Source organism: Bacillus cereus, assembly GCF_015071065.1.
In the GTDB taxonomy this organism is placed as follows: domain Bacteria; phylum Bacillota; class Bacilli; order Bacillales; family Bacillaceae_G; genus Bacillus_A; species Bacillus_A cereus_BA.
Window position 1 is genome coordinate 42,176 of sequence record NZ_VOVA01000002.1, and the last position, 16,675, is coordinate 58,850.

Sequence of the window (16,675 nt, forward strand, 5' to 3'; positions counted from 1 at the left end):
ATCAAGGTGTTTTCGTTATACATTTAAAACTTTCCGAATCAGCCCCAAGTACAAAAGGACTAACCTCACCGATGCTATACATATGCAACTCATGCATTGCGCGTGTACAAGCAGTGTAGAACAGTCTACGAAGGCTCTCATCACTGTACACATCTTTAGAAGTATCGTAAATAATAACGGCATCAAATTCGATACCTTTCGCTAAGTAAGCAGGGATAACGACAATACCTTGCTCATACTCGGCTGAGTTACTTTTCACAAGTTTAATATTTTCGATATGACTGAGTGCCTCGTATGCAGCGGCGCTTTCAGCTGCGGATTTACATATAATTGCGATCGTATTGTGCTGTTGTTCTTGTAATTCAGCGACTTTGGAAGTGATACAATTATGCAGTTCACTGTGATCAGAAACTGTAGTCACTGTAGGTTTCTCACCGTCACGTTCAAAGGCGTTAATGTTCTTTCCTTCAGGTACGAGATCACGTGTAAATTCAATGATCGGTTTTGTTGAGCGATAGCTACGAGTTAAGTTGATGCCGTTTGTTTCATCAGGCCCGTATAAGCTAGTAAGTGTATGGAAATCAACTGTTTCACTAGCGTGAGCGAATATCGCTTGGTTGAAGTCTCCAAGTACGGTCATTTTTGCGGCAGGGAAGAGACGCTTTAAAAACTCGAACTGAAACGGAGAATAATCTTGTGCTTCGTCTACGAGTACATGTTTAATGGATCTGTTCGTTTGGAATCCTTCAATTAATTCTTTTAAAAGTAAAAATGGGGTCGCATCCTCGTAATATAACTTGCCTTCATCGAGCGTGTTCACCGTTAGTGAGCAAATATCGTCCCATTCTTTCTGTTTTTCTTCAGTAACCCATGATGCATCTGTGAAGAGCTGTTTATATATTCCTGTGAAATTGATAAAACGTAGCGTTTGAACGCCTTTGCGCAACGGTTTTAACTTTTTGCGGACAATCATTCGTCCGAGTACTTTCGTTTCTTTCTCATAATCAGTAAAGGAGTCGTCGCCAAACTCTCCTTTTTTCTGTAAGTAATTATAAGCTTTTTGATATTCATCTTTACTAAGTAATTCAATTTCTTCTTCTACCCACGGCTTTTTCAGTTCTGTTTTTTCGAGTGCATCTATTTGTTTGTTTAGCCAATCCGTTAACTTCTCAATTCGACTATGGAAGCGGAGGGAGCTATCAGTATTGTAAAAGATTTCCGCAATTTCTTTAGCTGAGACAATGGCTTTTCCTCTAAATTTCATTCCTCTAAATAACATGCCAGATGATTCGAGTGATTGTCTGTAGGTTTTAATCATCTCAAAAAATTGAGTAGATGCTTTAAAGCGAATGCTCGCATTTCTAGTTTTATAGGCAGGGCTATTCGTTTCAGTTAGCATATATTCTAGTTGCTCATAAGGATCTTCAACGTCAAATGACTTACTTAGTCTATGGTTTAAATATTCCTGGAATGTCACTTGCTGCATATTCTCTTCGCCGAGTTCTGGTAGTACGTTAGATACGTAACTGTTGAACATAGAGTTAGGGGAGAAGAGAATGATTTGATCTGCTTTTAGCCATTCGCGATATTTATATAGTAAATAGGCGATTCGCTGCAGGGCAGCTGATGTTTTCCCGCTGCCAGCAGCTCCTTGAACGATAAGTAGTCGCCCTTTATCGTGCCTTATAATTTCATTTTGCTCGCGCTGAATAGTAGCAACGATGCTTTGCATATGTTTGTTCGTACCTTTTCCGAGCGCTTGTTGCAGTATTTCATCTCCAATTGTGAGACTCGTATCGAACATGGAATCAATCTCGCCATTTTGAATAATATATTGTAACTTTTTCTCCACATTACCGCGGATTACGCCTCCTGGTGTACTGTACTCAGCAGGTCCTGGTGGATAATCGTAGTAAACACTAGAAATTGGTGCGCGCCAATCGTATATAAGAAAGTTTTCTCCGCTTGCATCGGTAAGTGTAGCCACCCCGATATAAATTTGTTCTGCGCCTGATTCTCCTTCTTCTTTGAAATCGATTCGTCCGAAGTAAGGTGCTTTATGCATACGCCTTAGTGCGGCAAGCCGGTTGAAGGTGTGCTTATGGGTGATTTGTGTTACGGCTAGTGACTGAGCTTGTTGTCTTAAGTTGATAACTGTTTCAAGATAATCGTCAAAAGTATCAGTATTAACTTTCACATCATCCCAGAAGTGTTTACGGATGTTGATTACTTCTGCTCGGCGTCTGCCAGTTTCGCTTTCCAGTTTATCAATTTGCTCCGTAATTGTTTCTATTACGGTATCCAATCGTTTTTGCTCTTGATCAAGTTTTTTGTTCATACGTAAGCACTCCTTTAAAAGTGAAAATAGAGGTTGACTGAAGATGTGTTTTGGTGTAAAATTAAGATACGGATAAATACATTCTTTTGTTTTTAATGAATGCGTTTCTGTACTAATTTAACATAGTTTTTTAATTTAATCAATGATAATGAGATAAACCTTGATTTCGTTCTGCGCGAATCAAGGTTTTTTTGTGTTGAATGGAGTAAGGTGGGGGAGTATATCGATTTATCGGCAAAAAAACTACTACAAAATAAAAAAGCTTGGGATATTCCCAAGCTTTTTTCACTTCATTATTTCTTTTCGTCTTTTTTAGCGTCAGCTTTTGGCTCTTCGAAAAGATCTTTCAAATCTTTGTCGTCAACTTTTACGTCAGCTTTTTTGATTTCTTTCATCATAAGATCGTTCATAAATTGAGCATCTTGTGATTTCTTTTGAACAAGGTCTTTTTTGATGTCGCCTTTTACTTCATCAAATGGTTTTTGTTCTTTAATATCTGTTACTTTAATGATGTGGTAACCGAATTGTGATTTTACAGGTTCGCTTACTTCATCTTTCTTCATTTTATAAGCAGCATCTTCGAATTCTTTAACCATTTTACCAGCTGTAAAGTAGCCAAGGTCTCCGCCTTTTTCTTTTGAACCAGTATCTTCAGAGTATTGTTTCGCTAAATCTTCGAAAGATTTACCTTGTCCAAGCTCTTCTTTAACCTTTTTCGCAGTAGCTTCATCTTTTACAAGAATGTGGCTTGCTTTAATTTCAGGCTTGTAGTTTTCTTTTAGTTCTTTATCAGTGATTGTTTTTTCAATAGCTTTTTCTTGAGCTAATGAAGCGCGAACACCATTTTTGACTGTTTCTTCTTTAAGGCCTTGTTGTTTCATTAGTGTATCGAATTGGTCACCGACTTGCTTTTTCATTTCATCGAACTTTTTGTCTACATCTTTTTCATCGACTTTGTAGTTTTTGATAAGTACTTTTTCCATAACCATGTTATTTAGTACTTGTTTACCAGCTTGTGTCTTCATTTGAGTGTAGAACTCTTCTTTTGTAATGTCACCAGCTTTAGATGTAACAATTTTGTCTGATGATGATGATGTTCCACATGCTGATAATGCGATTACACTTGTTGCGGCTAAGGCAAGCATAGCTTTCTTCATTCAATAAACACTCCTACTATTATGTATTTTTAATTTATCCCACCTAATGAAGAACTGCCTTATGATAGGTTATTTTCGTTCATGAGAGCCCGATTAAGTCTCACTGATGTCTTTGCTTTTTTTATATGTAAAAGCACGCTTAACAGGGCTTACCGCGGCTTTGGGATAAAGTTTAGATGCGTGTCGTTTATTTCATAGTATAAGCAATATGTACAAAATTTAATATATCATATTTCGACGGGTTTTCCTATTGATAAAGAAATTTTAACCAGTTTGTGTCAGATTTTGAAAGGGTACCATATTGGGCGCATGCTGCATATACAGAAAATAGGAGGGGATGGGGGATGAATTCAAAACTTATTTTATTACTTGTACTGTTTATTTTATTGGTTATAGTAGGTATAATTTGCTTATAGAGGAAAAAAATGAGGAAGGGGCTTTCCTTCCTCACTTTCCATGAAATATAATTTCTATATAACTAGAAATTAATAGAATGGTAATACATACATTAATAACTCGAAAGACACCGGGCTGGCGGCTCGCAGCTATTTGTTTTCGCTCACACAGTGTATGTGTCATGAAATTCGTGTAAAATATAACAAGAAGTGCGAATGCGACAAAAACAACGGTTATAAGAGTCATGAGGCGAGACCTCCTTTTGGCTAAAATACATATACTTTATATATTGTATCATACGATATTTTGTTCGTGTTACAAAATTCAGAAATAGAAGACTTTGTGTTAGGAAGCGAGGGAGAAAATGGACGTTGTAAGAAGACTAGAACAAGCTGAATACTACGTAGACCTACTATTTAAAATGATTGATGAAGAAAAGTGTCCATTTTATTCTTTAATCATAAAGAAAAAAGCTCGTAAAAAAGACATTGAACGTATACTAAAACTTTGTGAAAAGCTGAACGAACAATATGTAGTGGAGAAAGCAGAAGGCCTGCTTTTGTTCGATGCGCTATTAGATCAATTTGAAAAAGCGCTTCCACATCAGCTCGAAGTACACGAAACTGCGGAAGCGCTAGCAAAACAGGACTTATTTGTGCCACTTATGAATGAATTCTTACGCATGATTGCGAAAGGATAAATAGATTATTTCTTAACTAATTTTTGATCGGTCTCCGTAAAGTTCTCCTCAATATTCTCTAATGATTTCTCAAAAATATCGATGAAGTCCTGTCCGTAAATATTGCGAAGGATCGCAATAAGTTCGATATTTTCTGGGAACTTACCGTAAAAATTACGAAGTTCAAGTGCCCCATTAAACACAGAATTATTTTCAGGATCATACTCCTCCATTAAGCGAAGTAGTAATTCTTCCCCTTTGTCTGTAATTTCAATGTACGTATTTCGTTTATCATCTTCTTTTTTAGAGAATACAAGATAGCCGCGTTCTTCTAGCTTTTTAGAGAAGTTAAATGCCGTTGATACGTGCATAACTCCAAACTTAGCAATCTCAGAAATAGAAGCCCCTTTTAAATGATAAGCGATTGATAAAATATGATGCTCGTTAATGTTTAAATCGTAAGGTTTAATCCATTGTTGCCAATCTTTCTCTACGCATTTCCATAACGCTTTCGATAATTGAGCAATACGTTGGCTGAAAATCATCGCTTCTTTTACCGAGTAATTTTTTTCTCCACTTTTCATTTACTCACCCACTTTAACATTCTTTTTTCATTATTATCTATTATGCCAGTAAAATAAAAATTAATAAAGTCTTTTTGTGAGAATTGTGAAAATTTTTCGGAAAAACAACATTCTATACAAATCATGCATAACTATGGAAGCGTTTTATGAGTCAAGAATACATGTGTTGTCTTTACATGTTAAGGGATAACATATATTGTAAATGCATAAAAACACGGCATATCTATGTGATATGCCGTGTTAAGGTCAATTCGTATGAAAAATATTTGTTATATGCAAAAAACTAAGCAGGAATATGTTTACGCTTTTTCTGGAACGGCTTCTTGTAGTTTCTCAATCGACTTTTGAATGTCTAAAATTTCTTTTTCAATATGTCGTTTGTTTTGAGAAATATCTTGTTTCCAGTTAGAAAGAGTGTCATGCATATCGTCTTTTAGTTCTTGGAATACTTCTTTACCTTCTGAAGCAGTTTCAACGATTTGACGCTTTAATAACTTTGTATCAGCCGTAATATCAGCTAATGTCTTTTTAATATCAGTTCCTTTTTCTTTCAGCTTACCGCGCATAGCTTTGCCAGAAGAAGGAGTTGAGAAAAGAACGGCTAGTCCAGCAACTGCTCCGCCGCAAAGTACACCTGTAATAAAGGATTTAGCTTTTGACATAAAAGGAAACCTCCTTATTTTTCGTTCGTATTCATGATGTATAAAAATGTGCATATCTTTAAGACAAGGGAGCTTTTCTCTCTTGTACATGCTATGCACAAAAAAACATATCCCCGGCATTTTTTGTGAAGAAACAAGCTATACAATAAATGCCAGAGGAATCGGCTTGTTATGTATTACTTCTTATTATAGTGGCACTATTTCACACTATTTGCAATTGTGTTTGCGATGTTTTGTAGATTTTCCATTGTGTATTCATTTTGATGTGATTTCCAAACAGCACCGAAACCATCGTTTTCACCGTAGCGTGGAATTAAATGAAGGTGGAAGTGGAACACAGTTTGTCCAGCTTTCTCGCCGTTATTGTTAAGTAAGTTAAAGCCAACTGGATTAAATTCTGCTTTCATTGCATTTGCGATTTTTGGAACGACCGCAAAAATATGTGATGCGATTTCTGGCGTTAACGCAAAAATGTCTTGTTTGTGTACTTTCGGAATAACAAGAGTATGTCCTTTTGTTACTTGACTAATATCTAAAAATGCGAGTACATGTTCATCTTCGTATACTTTTGAGCAAGGGATTTGCCCGTCAATGATTTTACAAAAAATACAATTGTCCGCTGTATGATTCATCGATCTCATCCTTTCAAATAGCCTTAGCCGTATTTTACCATAATTACATAGGAGAACAAACACGAAAAACAGGAAGCTGACTCAGCTTCCTGTTTTCTGAAGAGGGATTGAAAAAGCATTTTTTATAATTTACGGTTCGCAGACACCTCATTTATATAAGAAATGCACGGTAAATCGGCTAAAGTTTCTGCCGTAGACACCCCATTTTCAAGTGAAATGAATTGCAATCTTTTTTAAAATGAAATTGTTTATTTTTTAAAACAGTATATGCTCTTTCGGAGACACCCCGTTTCGAAAATGAAACAAATTATCTGGTTATGTGTAAATTTCATTGTCCAACTTGGACACCCCATTTCATGATGACTTCACTATGTTGTTGTACTCATCAATTGGTGGTTGCTTTTTCAATGTGTTCCTTCTTCACTAATTATGATGTCCGCTTTCGTAAAAATATATGCCAAGAAATTTAAATTTTTTTTAAGACATCGATACTATGTGGTACAGCGCCATTTTTGGTAAGATGAATATAGAATGAATACTAATGAAGAAAGTGGTGTCGTATGAGCGAGTTATTGCGTGTAGAAAATGTTACAGGAGGATATACGAAACGACCTGTACTGCAAAATGTTTCGTTCTCTGTTAATAAAGGCGAACTTGTCGGCTTAATCGGTTTAAATGGAGCTGGGAAAAGTACGACAATTAAACATATCATCGGTTTAATGGAGCCGAAAAAAGGAACTGTCACAATTAACGGGAAAACAATTCGTGATGATATGACAGCGTACCGTTCTAGTTTCTCCTTCATTCCAGAAACGCCAGTATTATATGATGAGCTAACGTTAGAAGAGCATTTGAAATTAACAGCGATGGCGTACGGTGTAGATGAAAAACAGTACGAAGAACGTGTAGGACAACTATTACAAGAATTTCGCATGAAAAATCGCTTGAAATGGTTTCCGTCTCATTTTTCAAAAGGGATGAAACAAAAAGTGATGATTATGAGTGCATTTTTAGTGGAACCATCTCTTTACATTGTGGACGAACCTTTCGTTGGTCTTGATCCGTTAGCGATTCAATCGCTGCTTCAAATGATGGATCAAATGAAAAAGAGTGGTGCGGGCATCTTAATGAGTACACATATTTTAGCGACAGCAGAGCGCTATTGTGATTCATTCATTATTTTGCATCAAGGTGAAGTGAGAGCGATGGGAACATTATCTGAACTTCAATCCGAGTTTAATATGCCTGGTGCAACGTTAGATGATATTTACATTGCATTAACAAAGGAAGAAGATTATGAATAGCACAGCGTTATGGAAAGAACGATTTCGGCACTTTCTAAAAGAAGTTCGTACATATAGTAAATACGTATTTAATGATCATTTGAAATTTATTTTCGTATTTATCATCGGCGCAGGAGCGTATTATTACCAGCAATGGTTACAAACGTTAACACCTTCGTTTCCGACAGCGATTGTTATGGCAGTCTTACTTGGTATCGTATTAACAGCTGGATCAATCCAAACGTTATTAAAAGAAGCAGACCTCGTTTATTTACTGCCAGTTGAAGAAAAGTTAAAGCCCTATTTTACGAAGGCATTTCTCTTTACGTTTATGATTCAGTTATACATAATCGCAATGGTAGCAGCTGCGCTTGCCCCGTTATATTTCCAGCAAATGAAACAAACAGGAGCGGTGTACATATGGATTGTAATCGCGTTTGTCATTGTAAAGGCGTGGAATTTATTCGTAGCGTGGGAAAAATCATTTTTAACAGATCAAAGCGTTCAAAAAGCAGATTGGTTCATTCGTTTTATCTTAAACGGCTTATTTGTGTATTTCCTTGTAGAACGTACTTCAGTCATTTTTACCGGTGTAATTGTCTTTTTAATGGCGCTATACCTTGCTGTTATGCATCAAAAGGTGAAGGGAAAGCCGCTGAACTGGGAGTATTTAATTTCTGAAGAAGGTAAAAAAATGATGCTGCTGTACCGCATTGCGAATATGTTCGTCGATGTACCAGCGTTAAAAGAGAGAGTATCACGCCGAAAATGGCTTGATTTCATTCTTTCGATGATTGGTGAGAAACGTACATATTTATACTTATATACGAGAACATTTTTAAGATCAGGTAACTATTTTGGATTATATATGCGCTTACTCGCTCTTGGAGGAGTCATTCTTTACTTTATTCCATTTTTATATGGGCGATTTATCGTAAGCCTTGTTTTCTTATACTTAATCGGTTATCAGCTCTTAACCCTTTGGAAACATCATCGCATGAAAATTTGGCTTGATTTATATCCAGTAGGGGGAGATGAGAAGAAGAACGATTTTCTTACTTTATTAAATGCGATTCTCATCATCGGTAGCGTTGTGTTTACAATTGTATTTGCACTTGCGACGAAGGAATTCATAATGACCGGCATTTTATTTGTCGTAAGCATATTATTTAGTATTGGTTTCGTTTATCAATACGGTGCGAAACGCATTGAGCGTTTAAACTGAAAGGAATGAACCTATGATTACATATGAAGAGAAGGTTATAAAAGAATTGGAGCAGTGGAAAGCTACATTCATGAAAGATTCTTCTATGATGACACGGTTCTCTAAAAAAGTGCAGGTGAAAGTGCAACAACTAGTACCCGCGAAAGTACAAAAGGTACTAACAGAAACGATCCGGATGATGGTGCAAACAATTAGTGCTGGATCAAACTTCATAAAACCGAAGCTAAAAGAAACGAACTGGTCACTGCAAAGAAGAGACGATGAAGTACGTAAAAAAATGGATGAGTACAAAAAAATAGCAGCGGCAGAAGGGGCCGGAACAGGAGCAGGTGGTATTCTCCTCGGCCTTGCTGATTTTCCGCTTCTACTTACCATTAAAATAAAATTTTTATTTGATGCAGCAACATTGTACGGATTTGATACGAGTAATAAAGAAGAGCGCCTCTTTATCCTTCACGTTTTCCAACTTGCTTTTTCGAGTGATGATTATAGAAAAGAAATATGGAAAGCAATTGAAACGTGGGATACAGAAGAAGAAAACCATATGGACTGGGAAAAGTTCCAAACAGAATACCGAGACTATATCGATTTAGCAAAAATGCTTCAGCTCGTCCCAATCATCGGTGCCCCGGTCGGAGCGTATGCGAATTATCAATTACTGCAAAGACTTGGGGAAGTAACGATGAATTGTTATCGTATGCGATTGCTTAATAGAAATTAATTTGTTTTATCAAAAAAGAAAGCCTCTTAAATGGGTAATTTAGGAGGCTTTTCTATTTATTATTTTGGCTGTTTTCGTAGATATTGTTGCTTTTGATGCAAAAACAAAGAGGGGCTTTCCCCCTCTTCGTTCCTACTTCCTCATCGAACTTCCTACGACCTTACCTGATGGTTCGTCCACGAGTCTATTTACATCGCCTAACAACTCTCGCTGTTTAGACGGAATGGTAACGAGTGTTACTTCTTTTCCTTTGAATGACGCATCATCGAGTTGATATTTGGTTGTATCCGCTATTACCTTGCTGACTTTGGCATCTTTCCAACTGCCATCTACTTCATCTTTCTCTGCTTGCGATAACGAGTTCCAAACCAATTCCCTTACATCCTTTGTCGTTTGTACCGTTTCTGTTTTCGGAGTTTCGTTGGTTTTTGTTGTTCCACAACCGCTTAAAAGGATGGATACACAAGTGAATGCAGATACAATCATGCCGATTTGTTTCTTCAAGATGCAAAACTCCCTTCATCGCATAGATACTTCTATATTCCACGTCCTGACACATATCCCTTCTTCACACCAAGATATATCAATATACGATATTTCGGGATTGGCTCATACACATCTCAAAGAAGAGACAGTATCAAAGTTCGCTCGTTGACACACTTGCAGAAGCAAGAACGTTGTTTGTTCCGACTTTGGCATTTAGTGATTGAGATAGTTCTCAATCACTTTTTTTATATTTTTATTCATATTTTTTATTTTTTTACCAATAATATACAAATAAGGCAGATTTGTATATGAAGTTACTTTACTGTATTTAGGGGTGCAAATATGAAAGTATCAATATTTATTACTTGTGTTGCAGATATCTTTTATCCAGAAGTAGGAAGAGATGTTGTGGAAATTCTTGAAGATTTAGGGTGTGAAGTTGATTTTCCTAAAAGTCAAACTTGCTGCGGACAACCTGCTTATAATAGCGGGTATGTGAAAGAAACAAAAACAGCTGCAAAACATATGATTGAAGCCTTTGCTAGTTCAGAATATGTTGTGGCACCATCGGGCTCTTGCGCTATGATGGTTCACGAGTTTTCTAGCTTATTTTCTGAAAGTGAAGCAGAGTGGAAGAAAAAAGCTACTGAACTTGGAAATAAAACATATGAATTCACACAATTTCTTGTTGAAGTATTAGGGAAAGAAGACTTAGGTGCGGAGCTTCATAAAAAAGCAACGGTTCATACATCTTGTCATATGAGCCGATTAATGGGGATTAAGGAACCGCCGCAAAAATTATTGAAATGTGTAAAGGGACTGGAAGTTGTTTCATTGCCGCATAATTATGATTGCTGCGGATTTGGAGGGACATTCTCGGTGAAAATGCCAGAAATCTCTGAGCAAATGGTTGATGAAAAAGTAAAGCATATTATGGAAACCGGTGCGGAAGTGTTAATTGGGATGGATTGTAGCTGCTTAATGAATATAAAAGGACGTTTAACTCGTAATGGTTATCCAATTGAGGTAAAACATATTGCTCAAGTATTAAATGAAGATCGAAAATAGGAGGGGGATATAGAGATGGGAATGAAAATTGGGAACGATCCCTTTCATAAGCGTACTGAAACAGGCATTGGGGATCAATTTATGCGAAAGGCTGTCAGGAAAGCGCAAGATGGTCTTAGAGTCAAGAAATTAAAAGCTACTGAGAGTCTTGGGAATTGGGAGGAATGGCGAGCTTTAGGAGAAGAAATTCGAAAGCATACATTAGAAAACCTGGATTATTATTTATATGAGCTAAGTGAAAATATTGAGAAAAACGGTGGTTTTGTTTATTTTGCAAAGACTGCAGAAGACGCAAGGGAATATGTAAAAGAGATTGTAAAAAAGAAAAACGCGAAAAAAATTGTGAAATCAAAATCTATGGTAACGGAAGAGATTAGTTTAAATGAAGCGATTGAAGAAGCTGGAGCGGAAGTGTTAGAAACAGATCTTGCTGAATTTATTCTACAAGTGAACGACCACGATCCCCCGTCACATATTGTTGTTCCATGCCTTCACAAGGATAAAGAACACATTTGTGAAATATTTAAAACAAAGTTAGATTATACTGGAACATCTGATCCTACGGAAATGGCGAGGTTTGTAAGAGATTATTTACGTGATGATTTTTTTGCAGCGGATATAGGGGTGACTGGATGTAACTTTGCTGTTGCAGAGTCTGGGTCAATTTCTATCGTAGCAAACGAAGGAAATGCAAGACTTACTACGACACTTCCGAAAACGTTGATTACAGTTATGGGGATGGAACGTATTGTTCCGACATGGGAAGAGCTTGATGTTTTAGTAACGCTGCTCTGCCGAAGTTCTGTAGGACAAAAGTTAACAAGTTATATTACAGGGTTAACTGAGCCTGGCGGGACAGATGGGCCTGAGGAATTTCATTTAGTCATTGTTGATAATGGCCGTTCTGATATTGTAGGGACAGAATTCCAAAGTGTTCTTCAGTGCATTCGTTGCGCGGCATGTATTAATGTGTGTCCTGTCTACAGGCATATTGGGGGACATGCATATGGCTCTATTTATCCAGGACCAATTGGAGCTGTGTTGACACCGCTTTTAGGGGGATATGATGAATATAAGGATTTACCTTATGCATCTAGCCTTTGTGGTGCTTGTACAGAAGCGTGTCCAGTGAAAATCCCGTTACACGATTTATTAATTAAACATCGCAGCCGCATTGTAGAAGAAAAACAATCACCTGTAGCTTGGAACGTGGCTATGAAAGGTTTTGAAAAAACGGTGAAGAGTCCTAGACTATTTTCTTTTGCTGCGAAGAGTGCTCCGTATGCATTAAGGCCTCTTGCAAAAGGAGATAAGATCGAGCGCGGCATTGGACCGTTAAAAGCTTGGACGGATGCGAGAGATTTTCCAGTTCCGAAAAAACAACCGTTTCGAGAGTGGTTTAAAAAACACGAAAAGGAGAACGATGATGGCCATCCAAAATCGTGAGGAATTTTTATTCCAATTATTAGAAAAGCTTGGTAGGGAACGTCCAGAAGCAGTGAAAAAACCGAAATGGTCTTTTTCCCCGCAGTGGAATGTTTTTGACGGACTCACACAAGACGAACTTGTATTAAAGTTAATGGAGCACTGCGAAGTGATTCATACAGAAGTAAAGCGAACAACAAAGGGAAATCTTGTTGAAACATTGGGGTCTTTTATAAAAGACTGGAATATCAAATCTGTTATGTATTCGAATGATGAGCGCTTTAATGAGTACGGTCTTACTCCATGTTTCAGCAATGAAGGTACAACACATTTTCGTACATGGGGATTAGAACATAAAGAAGAGGACATAGAATTTGCGAAAGCTGCTGACCTTGGCATTACGTTCAGTGATATGACTTTGGCAGAATCAGGAACCGTTGTGCTATTTAATGATGGGTTAAAAGGAAGGCATGTTAGTCTTCTTCCGGAGTCATATATTGCAATTGTTCCTAAAAGTACGATCGTACCAAGATTAACCCAAGCTACAAAACTGATTCATAATCAAAATAAAGCGGGAGAAAAACTGCCAGCTTGTGTAAATTTCGTTTCTGGTCCGTCAAATAGCGCGGATATTGAAATGAACCTTGTCGTAGGTGTACATGGGCCAATCAGAACAGCGTATATTATTGTCGATGATCAATAATGATTTACGTTTGTGACAGAGCACCCACGTATACGAGTTGGAAATATAGATGAAACACACAAAAATAAGAATGCTAAAAATAGAAAGCGCTGGCTGTTATATATAACCGGGGCTTTTTATTTTGCGTGCCCTTACTGGTGAAGAAACCCTAAGAAGGAAAAGTTTAATCTGTTTCAGTTTTCTACGCTACTATAACTAACTGAATTGTGTCTTTTCTTAGAAGCTAAGCACACTATAACTAGCTCCAATTATAATGAATACGATAACGAGCAGAATGAGTAATAAAAGCCCACTCGTACCATCTTTGCCATCTTCACCGCCGCCGTTACCACCGTTACCGCCATATCCCATATGAATGTCCCCCGTATTGTTATATGTTGTTTTTACTTTATATTTTTCTAGGTTCATCAAGAAGTTCCTTTAAAAACTCTAATTAACTTGCAAATCATTCATTTTCATTTTACAATTTACTTACCGACCGGTAAGTAAAAATAAGTGAGGTACAGTATGACAAAGAATTTACAAACATCGCAGCACATTGTAGAGGCATCATTTAAATTAATGGCAGAGCACGGTATTGAGAAGATGAGTCTTTCAATGATTGCGAAAGAAGTAGGCATATCAAAGCCAGCTATTTATTATCATTTCCCGTCTAAAGAAGCATTAATTGATTTTTTATTTGAAGAAATTTTTTCTGGATATCATTTCGTCAATTACTTCGTTAAAGACCAATATACGAAAGAAAACTTTGCAGAGAAGTTAATCACAGATGGTTTACATATGTTGTCTGAGTATAGAGGCCAAGAAGGTATACTACGCGTTATAAATGAATTCATCGTAAGTGCGACGCGAAATGAAAAGTATCAGAAACGTTTATTTGAAATACAAGAGGAGTTTTTAAATGGATTCCACGATTTATTGAAGCAAGGTGTGGAACTTGGCGTTGTATCACAACATGCAACAGAAGAAAATGCTCATACGTTAGCACTCGTTATTGATAACATGAGTAATTACATATTAATAGGATTCGATTTAAAGTATAAAGAAATTTGGATTCAAAATGTGAAAAATGTAATGAAGGGGGAGTAAAAATGAAAATGCAAAAAAACTGGTGGCTCGGTTTTCTTGGCTTCGTTGGAGTGTATAAAATTCCAGGTATGATTGAAGCTTTTCAAGCGGATAAAGGTTGGTTCGCATTAATTAGTTTAGTTTGGCTACTTTGGTTCGGATATTTTATTCCTGAGAAAAAAGAAGATAAATAATAAAATTTCAATTTTATGTAAAGTTATGTAAAATATAGATTGAGACAATTCATATATTAGATTAATAGATTTGGAGTGGTTACATGGATCCATTGAAAAATGAAATTCACCCTGACATGGTCAAGGTGTGGAAAACGCGTTCCTTAATTGAGCTAGGAATTAGTATTATAGTCATTTTGGCATATCTTTTCTTTATGATTAAGTTTAATTGGTGGGCCTGGATTTTCTATGTGCTCGTCGGATTAACAATTGTATATACGCCGTTTGATTACTTTACGTTTCCGAAACTGCGTCAACGTTATTACAGCTATCAACTAAATGAAGAAGAGCTTGAAATTCAGCACGGTCTTTTCGTTGTAAAGCGCGTATTAGTACCGATGATTCGTGTGCAACACGTTACGATTGAACAAGGGCCAATTATGAGAAAACATGGATTAGCAGAATTACATATTTCAACAGCGGCAACTTCTCATAGTATTCCCGGTTTAACAATGTATGAAGCTGAAATGTTAAAAACAAGAATCGCAGAATTAGCGAAAGTGAGTGATGAGGATGTATAAGAGGCAGCATCCAATCACGATGTTATTAGAATTAAAAATAACAGATTTTATACCATTACTTATTTTCATGTTTAGCTTAAACGGAAAATTCCCGTTTTGGTATTTAATTCCCGCGGCATTCGGTTTACTCACCATCTTTTCAGCATTTGAAAAATGGTATTACACAACATACTGGGTCGAAAATAATGTATTACATGTTAAACAGGGGCTCTTCGTGAAGAAGGAGAGCTATTTAAATAAAGAGCGTGTCCAAACAATAAACACAAGTTCTAACGTACTATATCAAATGCTCGGTTTAAAGAAAATTCAGATCGAAACAGCTGGCGGAGGCGATGATGCAGAAGTAAGCTTAGCTGGTATTACGGAAGATGAGGCGAAGGAGCTTATTTCCTTACTAAATGAGCCCACTCCGGAAGTGAAAGCAACAGAAACATTAGACGAAGCAGCAGAAAATGTAGTAGAAAAAGAAATCATTACAGAGGAAAAACAAGCGACAGAATACAAATTAACTTGGAAAGAAATTTTATTAGCGTCAGTTACATCTGGTCAATTTGGATTATTATTTTCCTTAATATTTTTTGTGTATCATCAAGTAGATGAGTATATTCCGAAATGGATCAAACATAGAGTAGAGTCTTATGTTATGGACCATGATATATATGGTTGGATTTATATGGTGGCTATTTTACTGGTCCTTTCTTGGATTATATCTACAATCGGCTACGCATTAAAACATGGGAACTTCACAGTAAATCGAAAAAATGATGAAGTCCGTATTTCTCAAGGTTTACTGGAGAGAAAAGAACTCGTACTAAAGTTACACCGTATTCAAGGGATTACGATAAAAGAAAGTATTTTACGTCAGCCATTTGGTTATTGTGCTGTGCAAGTAGAAGTCATTCAAAGCAAGGGAATGGGTGAAGAGAAAGACAAAGTTACACTGCATCCGATTATTCGAAAAGATCGTGTGCAACAGTTACTCGCACATTTACAATTACCATATGAACTGAATACAAACATTACATCATTACCAAAAGCAGCATTGCGCCGCTATCTTATTGATAGTTTCATCTTCTTCGCCATGCTAGCCATCCCGCTTACGGGAATAAGCATATACTTTGAAAAGTATTTCATCATGTGGGCGTTGATTCCGCTTGCGATCCTCATCTTTACACTTGGATACGCAACATTTAAAACAAATGGTTATGGTGTAAACGGAGAGCAAATTACGCTTGTATATCGTAGTGTCGGAAAATATACAGGACTTGTCAGAAGAAGACACGTACAGTCAATCGAGAAAACACAATCGTATTTCCAGCGCCGCGCAAATTTATGTACGTACATGTTCTCAAGCGCATCATCAAATTATAAATTAGAGCATACGAGAGTAGAAGATGCGGAGAGAATGCAGGATTGGTATAAAAAGAGAATAAGTGAGGATTAATTGAAATGGCTTGTCTTTTGCGAAAGGCGAGTCGTTTTCTATGTGAAAAT

19 protein-coding genes are annotated in these 16,675 nt (G+C 36.8%); 11 read left to right on the plus strand and 8 right to left on the minus strand.

What is annotated here, in order from left to right; genetic code table 11:
• Nucleotide 1 precedes the first annotated feature (1 nt).
• The 3 genes from helD to FT637_RS06170 all read right to left on the minus strand — a co-directional run bounded on the left by helD (nucleotide 2) and on the right by FT637_RS06170 (nucleotide 4,137).
• Nucleotides 2-2,338: an RNA polymerase recycling motor HelD gene (helD, locus tag FT637_RS06160; protein WP_193645557.1), complete on the minus strand. Its 2,337-nt coding sequence runs from the start codon at nucleotides 2,336-2,338 to the stop codon at nucleotides 2-4.
• A gap of 293 nt (nucleotides 2,339-2,631) precedes the next feature.
• Nucleotides 2,632-3,495: a peptidylprolyl isomerase PrsA gene (gene prsA / locus FT637_RS06165; protein WP_193645558.1), complete on the minus strand. Its 864-nt coding sequence runs from the start codon at nucleotides 3,493-3,495 to the stop codon at nucleotides 2,632-2,634.
• A 447-nt stretch (nucleotides 3,496-3,942) separates the two neighbouring features.
• Complete coding sequence (locus tag FT637_RS06170) at nucleotides 3,943-4,137, minus strand: hypothetical protein (protein ID WP_000172690.1); 195 nt, start codon at nucleotides 4,135-4,137, stop codon at nucleotides 3,943-3,945.
• Between the two features lie 118 nt (nucleotides 4,138-4,255).
• Between FT637_RS06170 and FT637_RS06175 the strand changes: the two genes are divergently transcribed.
• Nucleotides 4,256-4,591 carry a DUF1878 family protein gene (locus FT637_RS06175; protein WP_193645559.1) on the plus strand — a complete coding sequence of 112 codons (336 nt, stop codon included), beginning with the start codon at nucleotides 4,256-4,258 and terminating at the stop codon, nucleotides 4,589-4,591.
• 5 nt (nucleotides 4,592-4,596) lie between these two features.
• Here the strand turns inward: FT637_RS06175 and FT637_RS06180 are convergent, their stop codons facing one another.
• The 3 genes from FT637_RS06180 to FT637_RS06190 all read right to left on the minus strand — a co-directional run bounded on the left by FT637_RS06180 (nucleotide 4,597) and on the right by FT637_RS06190 (nucleotide 6,448).
• Nucleotides 4,597-5,154 carry an HTH-type transcriptional regulator Hpr gene (locus tag FT637_RS06180; protein ID WP_002011118.1) on the minus strand — a complete coding sequence of 186 codons (558 nt, stop codon included), beginning with the start codon at nucleotides 5,152-5,154 and terminating at the stop codon, nucleotides 4,597-4,599.
• Between the two features lie 299 nt (nucleotides 5,155-5,453).
• Nucleotides 5,454-5,816, minus strand: a complete 363-nt coding sequence (locus FT637_RS06185; protein ID WP_002011120.1) for a YtxH domain-containing protein — start codon at nucleotides 5,814-5,816, stop codon at nucleotides 5,454-5,456.
• A 197-nt stretch (nucleotides 5,817-6,013) separates the two neighbouring features.
• Entirely contained in the window at nucleotides 6,014-6,448 is a 435-nt protein-coding gene (locus tag FT637_RS06190; RefSeq protein ID WP_193645560.1) for an HIT family protein, read from the minus strand.
• A 560-nt stretch (nucleotides 6,449-7,008) separates the two neighbouring features.
• Between FT637_RS06190 and ecsA the strand changes: the two genes are divergently transcribed.
• From ecsA to ecsC, 3 genes are read left to right on the plus strand one after another with little or no spacing between them, the layout of a single operon-like run.
• Entirely contained in the window at nucleotides 7,009-7,752 is a 744-nt protein-coding gene (ecsA, locus tag FT637_RS06195) for an ABC transporter ATP-binding protein EcsA (protein ID WP_193645561.1), read from the plus strand.
• A complete protein-coding gene (locus tag FT637_RS06200) occupies nucleotides 7,745-8,956 on the plus strand; it encodes an ABC transporter permease (protein ID WP_193645562.1) in 1,212 nt (403 codons plus the stop codon). The genes ecsA and FT637_RS06200 overlap by 8 nt, the downstream gene beginning before the upstream one ends.
• A 13-nt stretch (nucleotides 8,957-8,969) precedes the next feature.
• A complete protein-coding gene (gene ecsC, locus FT637_RS06205; protein WP_193645563.1) occupies nucleotides 8,970-9,677 on the plus strand; it encodes an ecs operon protein EcsC in 708 nt (235 codons plus the stop codon).
• 132 nt (nucleotides 9,678-9,809) lie between these two features.
• Here ecsC and FT637_RS29815 read toward each other — a convergent pair whose 3' ends face one another.
• On the minus strand, nucleotides 9,810-10,049 hold the full coding sequence (locus FT637_RS29815; protein WP_227493715.1) for a hypothetical protein: 240 nt from the start codon (nucleotides 10,047-10,049) through the stop codon (nucleotides 9,810-9,812).
• A gap of 456 nt (nucleotides 10,050-10,505) precedes the next feature.
• Between FT637_RS29815 and FT637_RS06215 the strand changes: the two genes are divergently transcribed.
• Genes FT637_RS06215 through FT637_RS06225 form a run of 3 tightly spaced genes read left to right on the plus strand, consistent with a single transcriptional unit; the run spans nucleotide 10,506 to nucleotide 13,359 of the window.
• On the plus strand, nucleotides 10,506-11,231 hold the full coding sequence (locus FT637_RS06215) for a (Fe-S)-binding protein (RefSeq protein ID WP_193645565.1): 726 nt from the start codon (nucleotides 10,506-10,508) through the stop codon (nucleotides 11,229-11,231).
• 15 nt (nucleotides 11,232-11,246) lie between these two features.
• Entirely contained in the window at nucleotides 11,247-12,677 is a 1,431-nt protein-coding gene (locus FT637_RS06220; RefSeq protein WP_193645566.1) for a LutB/LldF family L-lactate oxidation iron-sulfur protein, read from the plus strand.
• Complete coding sequence (locus tag FT637_RS06225) at nucleotides 12,658-13,359, plus strand: LutC/YkgG family protein (RefSeq protein ID WP_193645567.1); 702 nt, start codon at nucleotides 12,658-12,660, stop codon at nucleotides 13,357-13,359. Before FT637_RS06220 ends, FT637_RS06225 begins: the two co-directional genes overlap by 20 nt.
• A 216-nt stretch (nucleotides 13,360-13,575) precedes the next feature.
• Here FT637_RS06225 and FT637_RS06230 read toward each other — a convergent pair whose 3' ends face one another.
• Entirely contained in the window at nucleotides 13,576-13,767 is a 192-nt protein-coding gene (locus FT637_RS06230; RefSeq protein ID WP_227493716.1) for a sporulation protein YjcZ, read from the minus strand.
• Between the two features lie 99 nt (nucleotides 13,768-13,866).
• Here FT637_RS06230 and FT637_RS06235 point away from each other — a divergent pair, with 99 nt between their 5' ends.
• The 4 genes from FT637_RS06235 (at nucleotide 13,867) to FT637_RS06250 (ending at nucleotide 16,625) form a co-directional block, all read left to right on the plus strand.
• Nucleotides 13,867-14,448, plus strand: coding sequence for a TetR/AcrR family transcriptional regulator (locus tag FT637_RS06235; protein WP_193645568.1), 582 nt, complete (start codon nucleotides 13,867-13,869; stop codon nucleotides 14,446-14,448).
• 2 nt (nucleotides 14,449-14,450) lie between these two features.
• Nucleotides 14,451-14,621, plus strand: a complete 171-nt coding sequence (locus FT637_RS06240; protein ID WP_193645569.1) for a hypothetical protein — start codon at nucleotides 14,451-14,453, stop codon at nucleotides 14,619-14,621.
• An 83-nt stretch (nucleotides 14,622-14,704) separates the two neighbouring features.
• Nucleotides 14,705-15,181 carry a PH domain-containing protein gene (locus FT637_RS06245; RefSeq protein ID WP_193645570.1) on the plus strand — a complete coding sequence of 159 codons (477 nt, stop codon included), beginning with the start codon at nucleotides 14,705-14,707 and terminating at the stop codon, nucleotides 15,179-15,181.
• On the plus strand, nucleotides 15,174-16,625 hold the full coding sequence (locus FT637_RS06250) for a PH domain-containing protein (protein WP_193646227.1): 1,452 nt from the start codon (nucleotides 15,174-15,176) through the stop codon (nucleotides 16,623-16,625). The genes FT637_RS06245 and FT637_RS06250 overlap by 8 nt, the downstream gene beginning before the upstream one ends.
• Nucleotides 16,626-16,675: the final 50 nt, after the last annotated feature.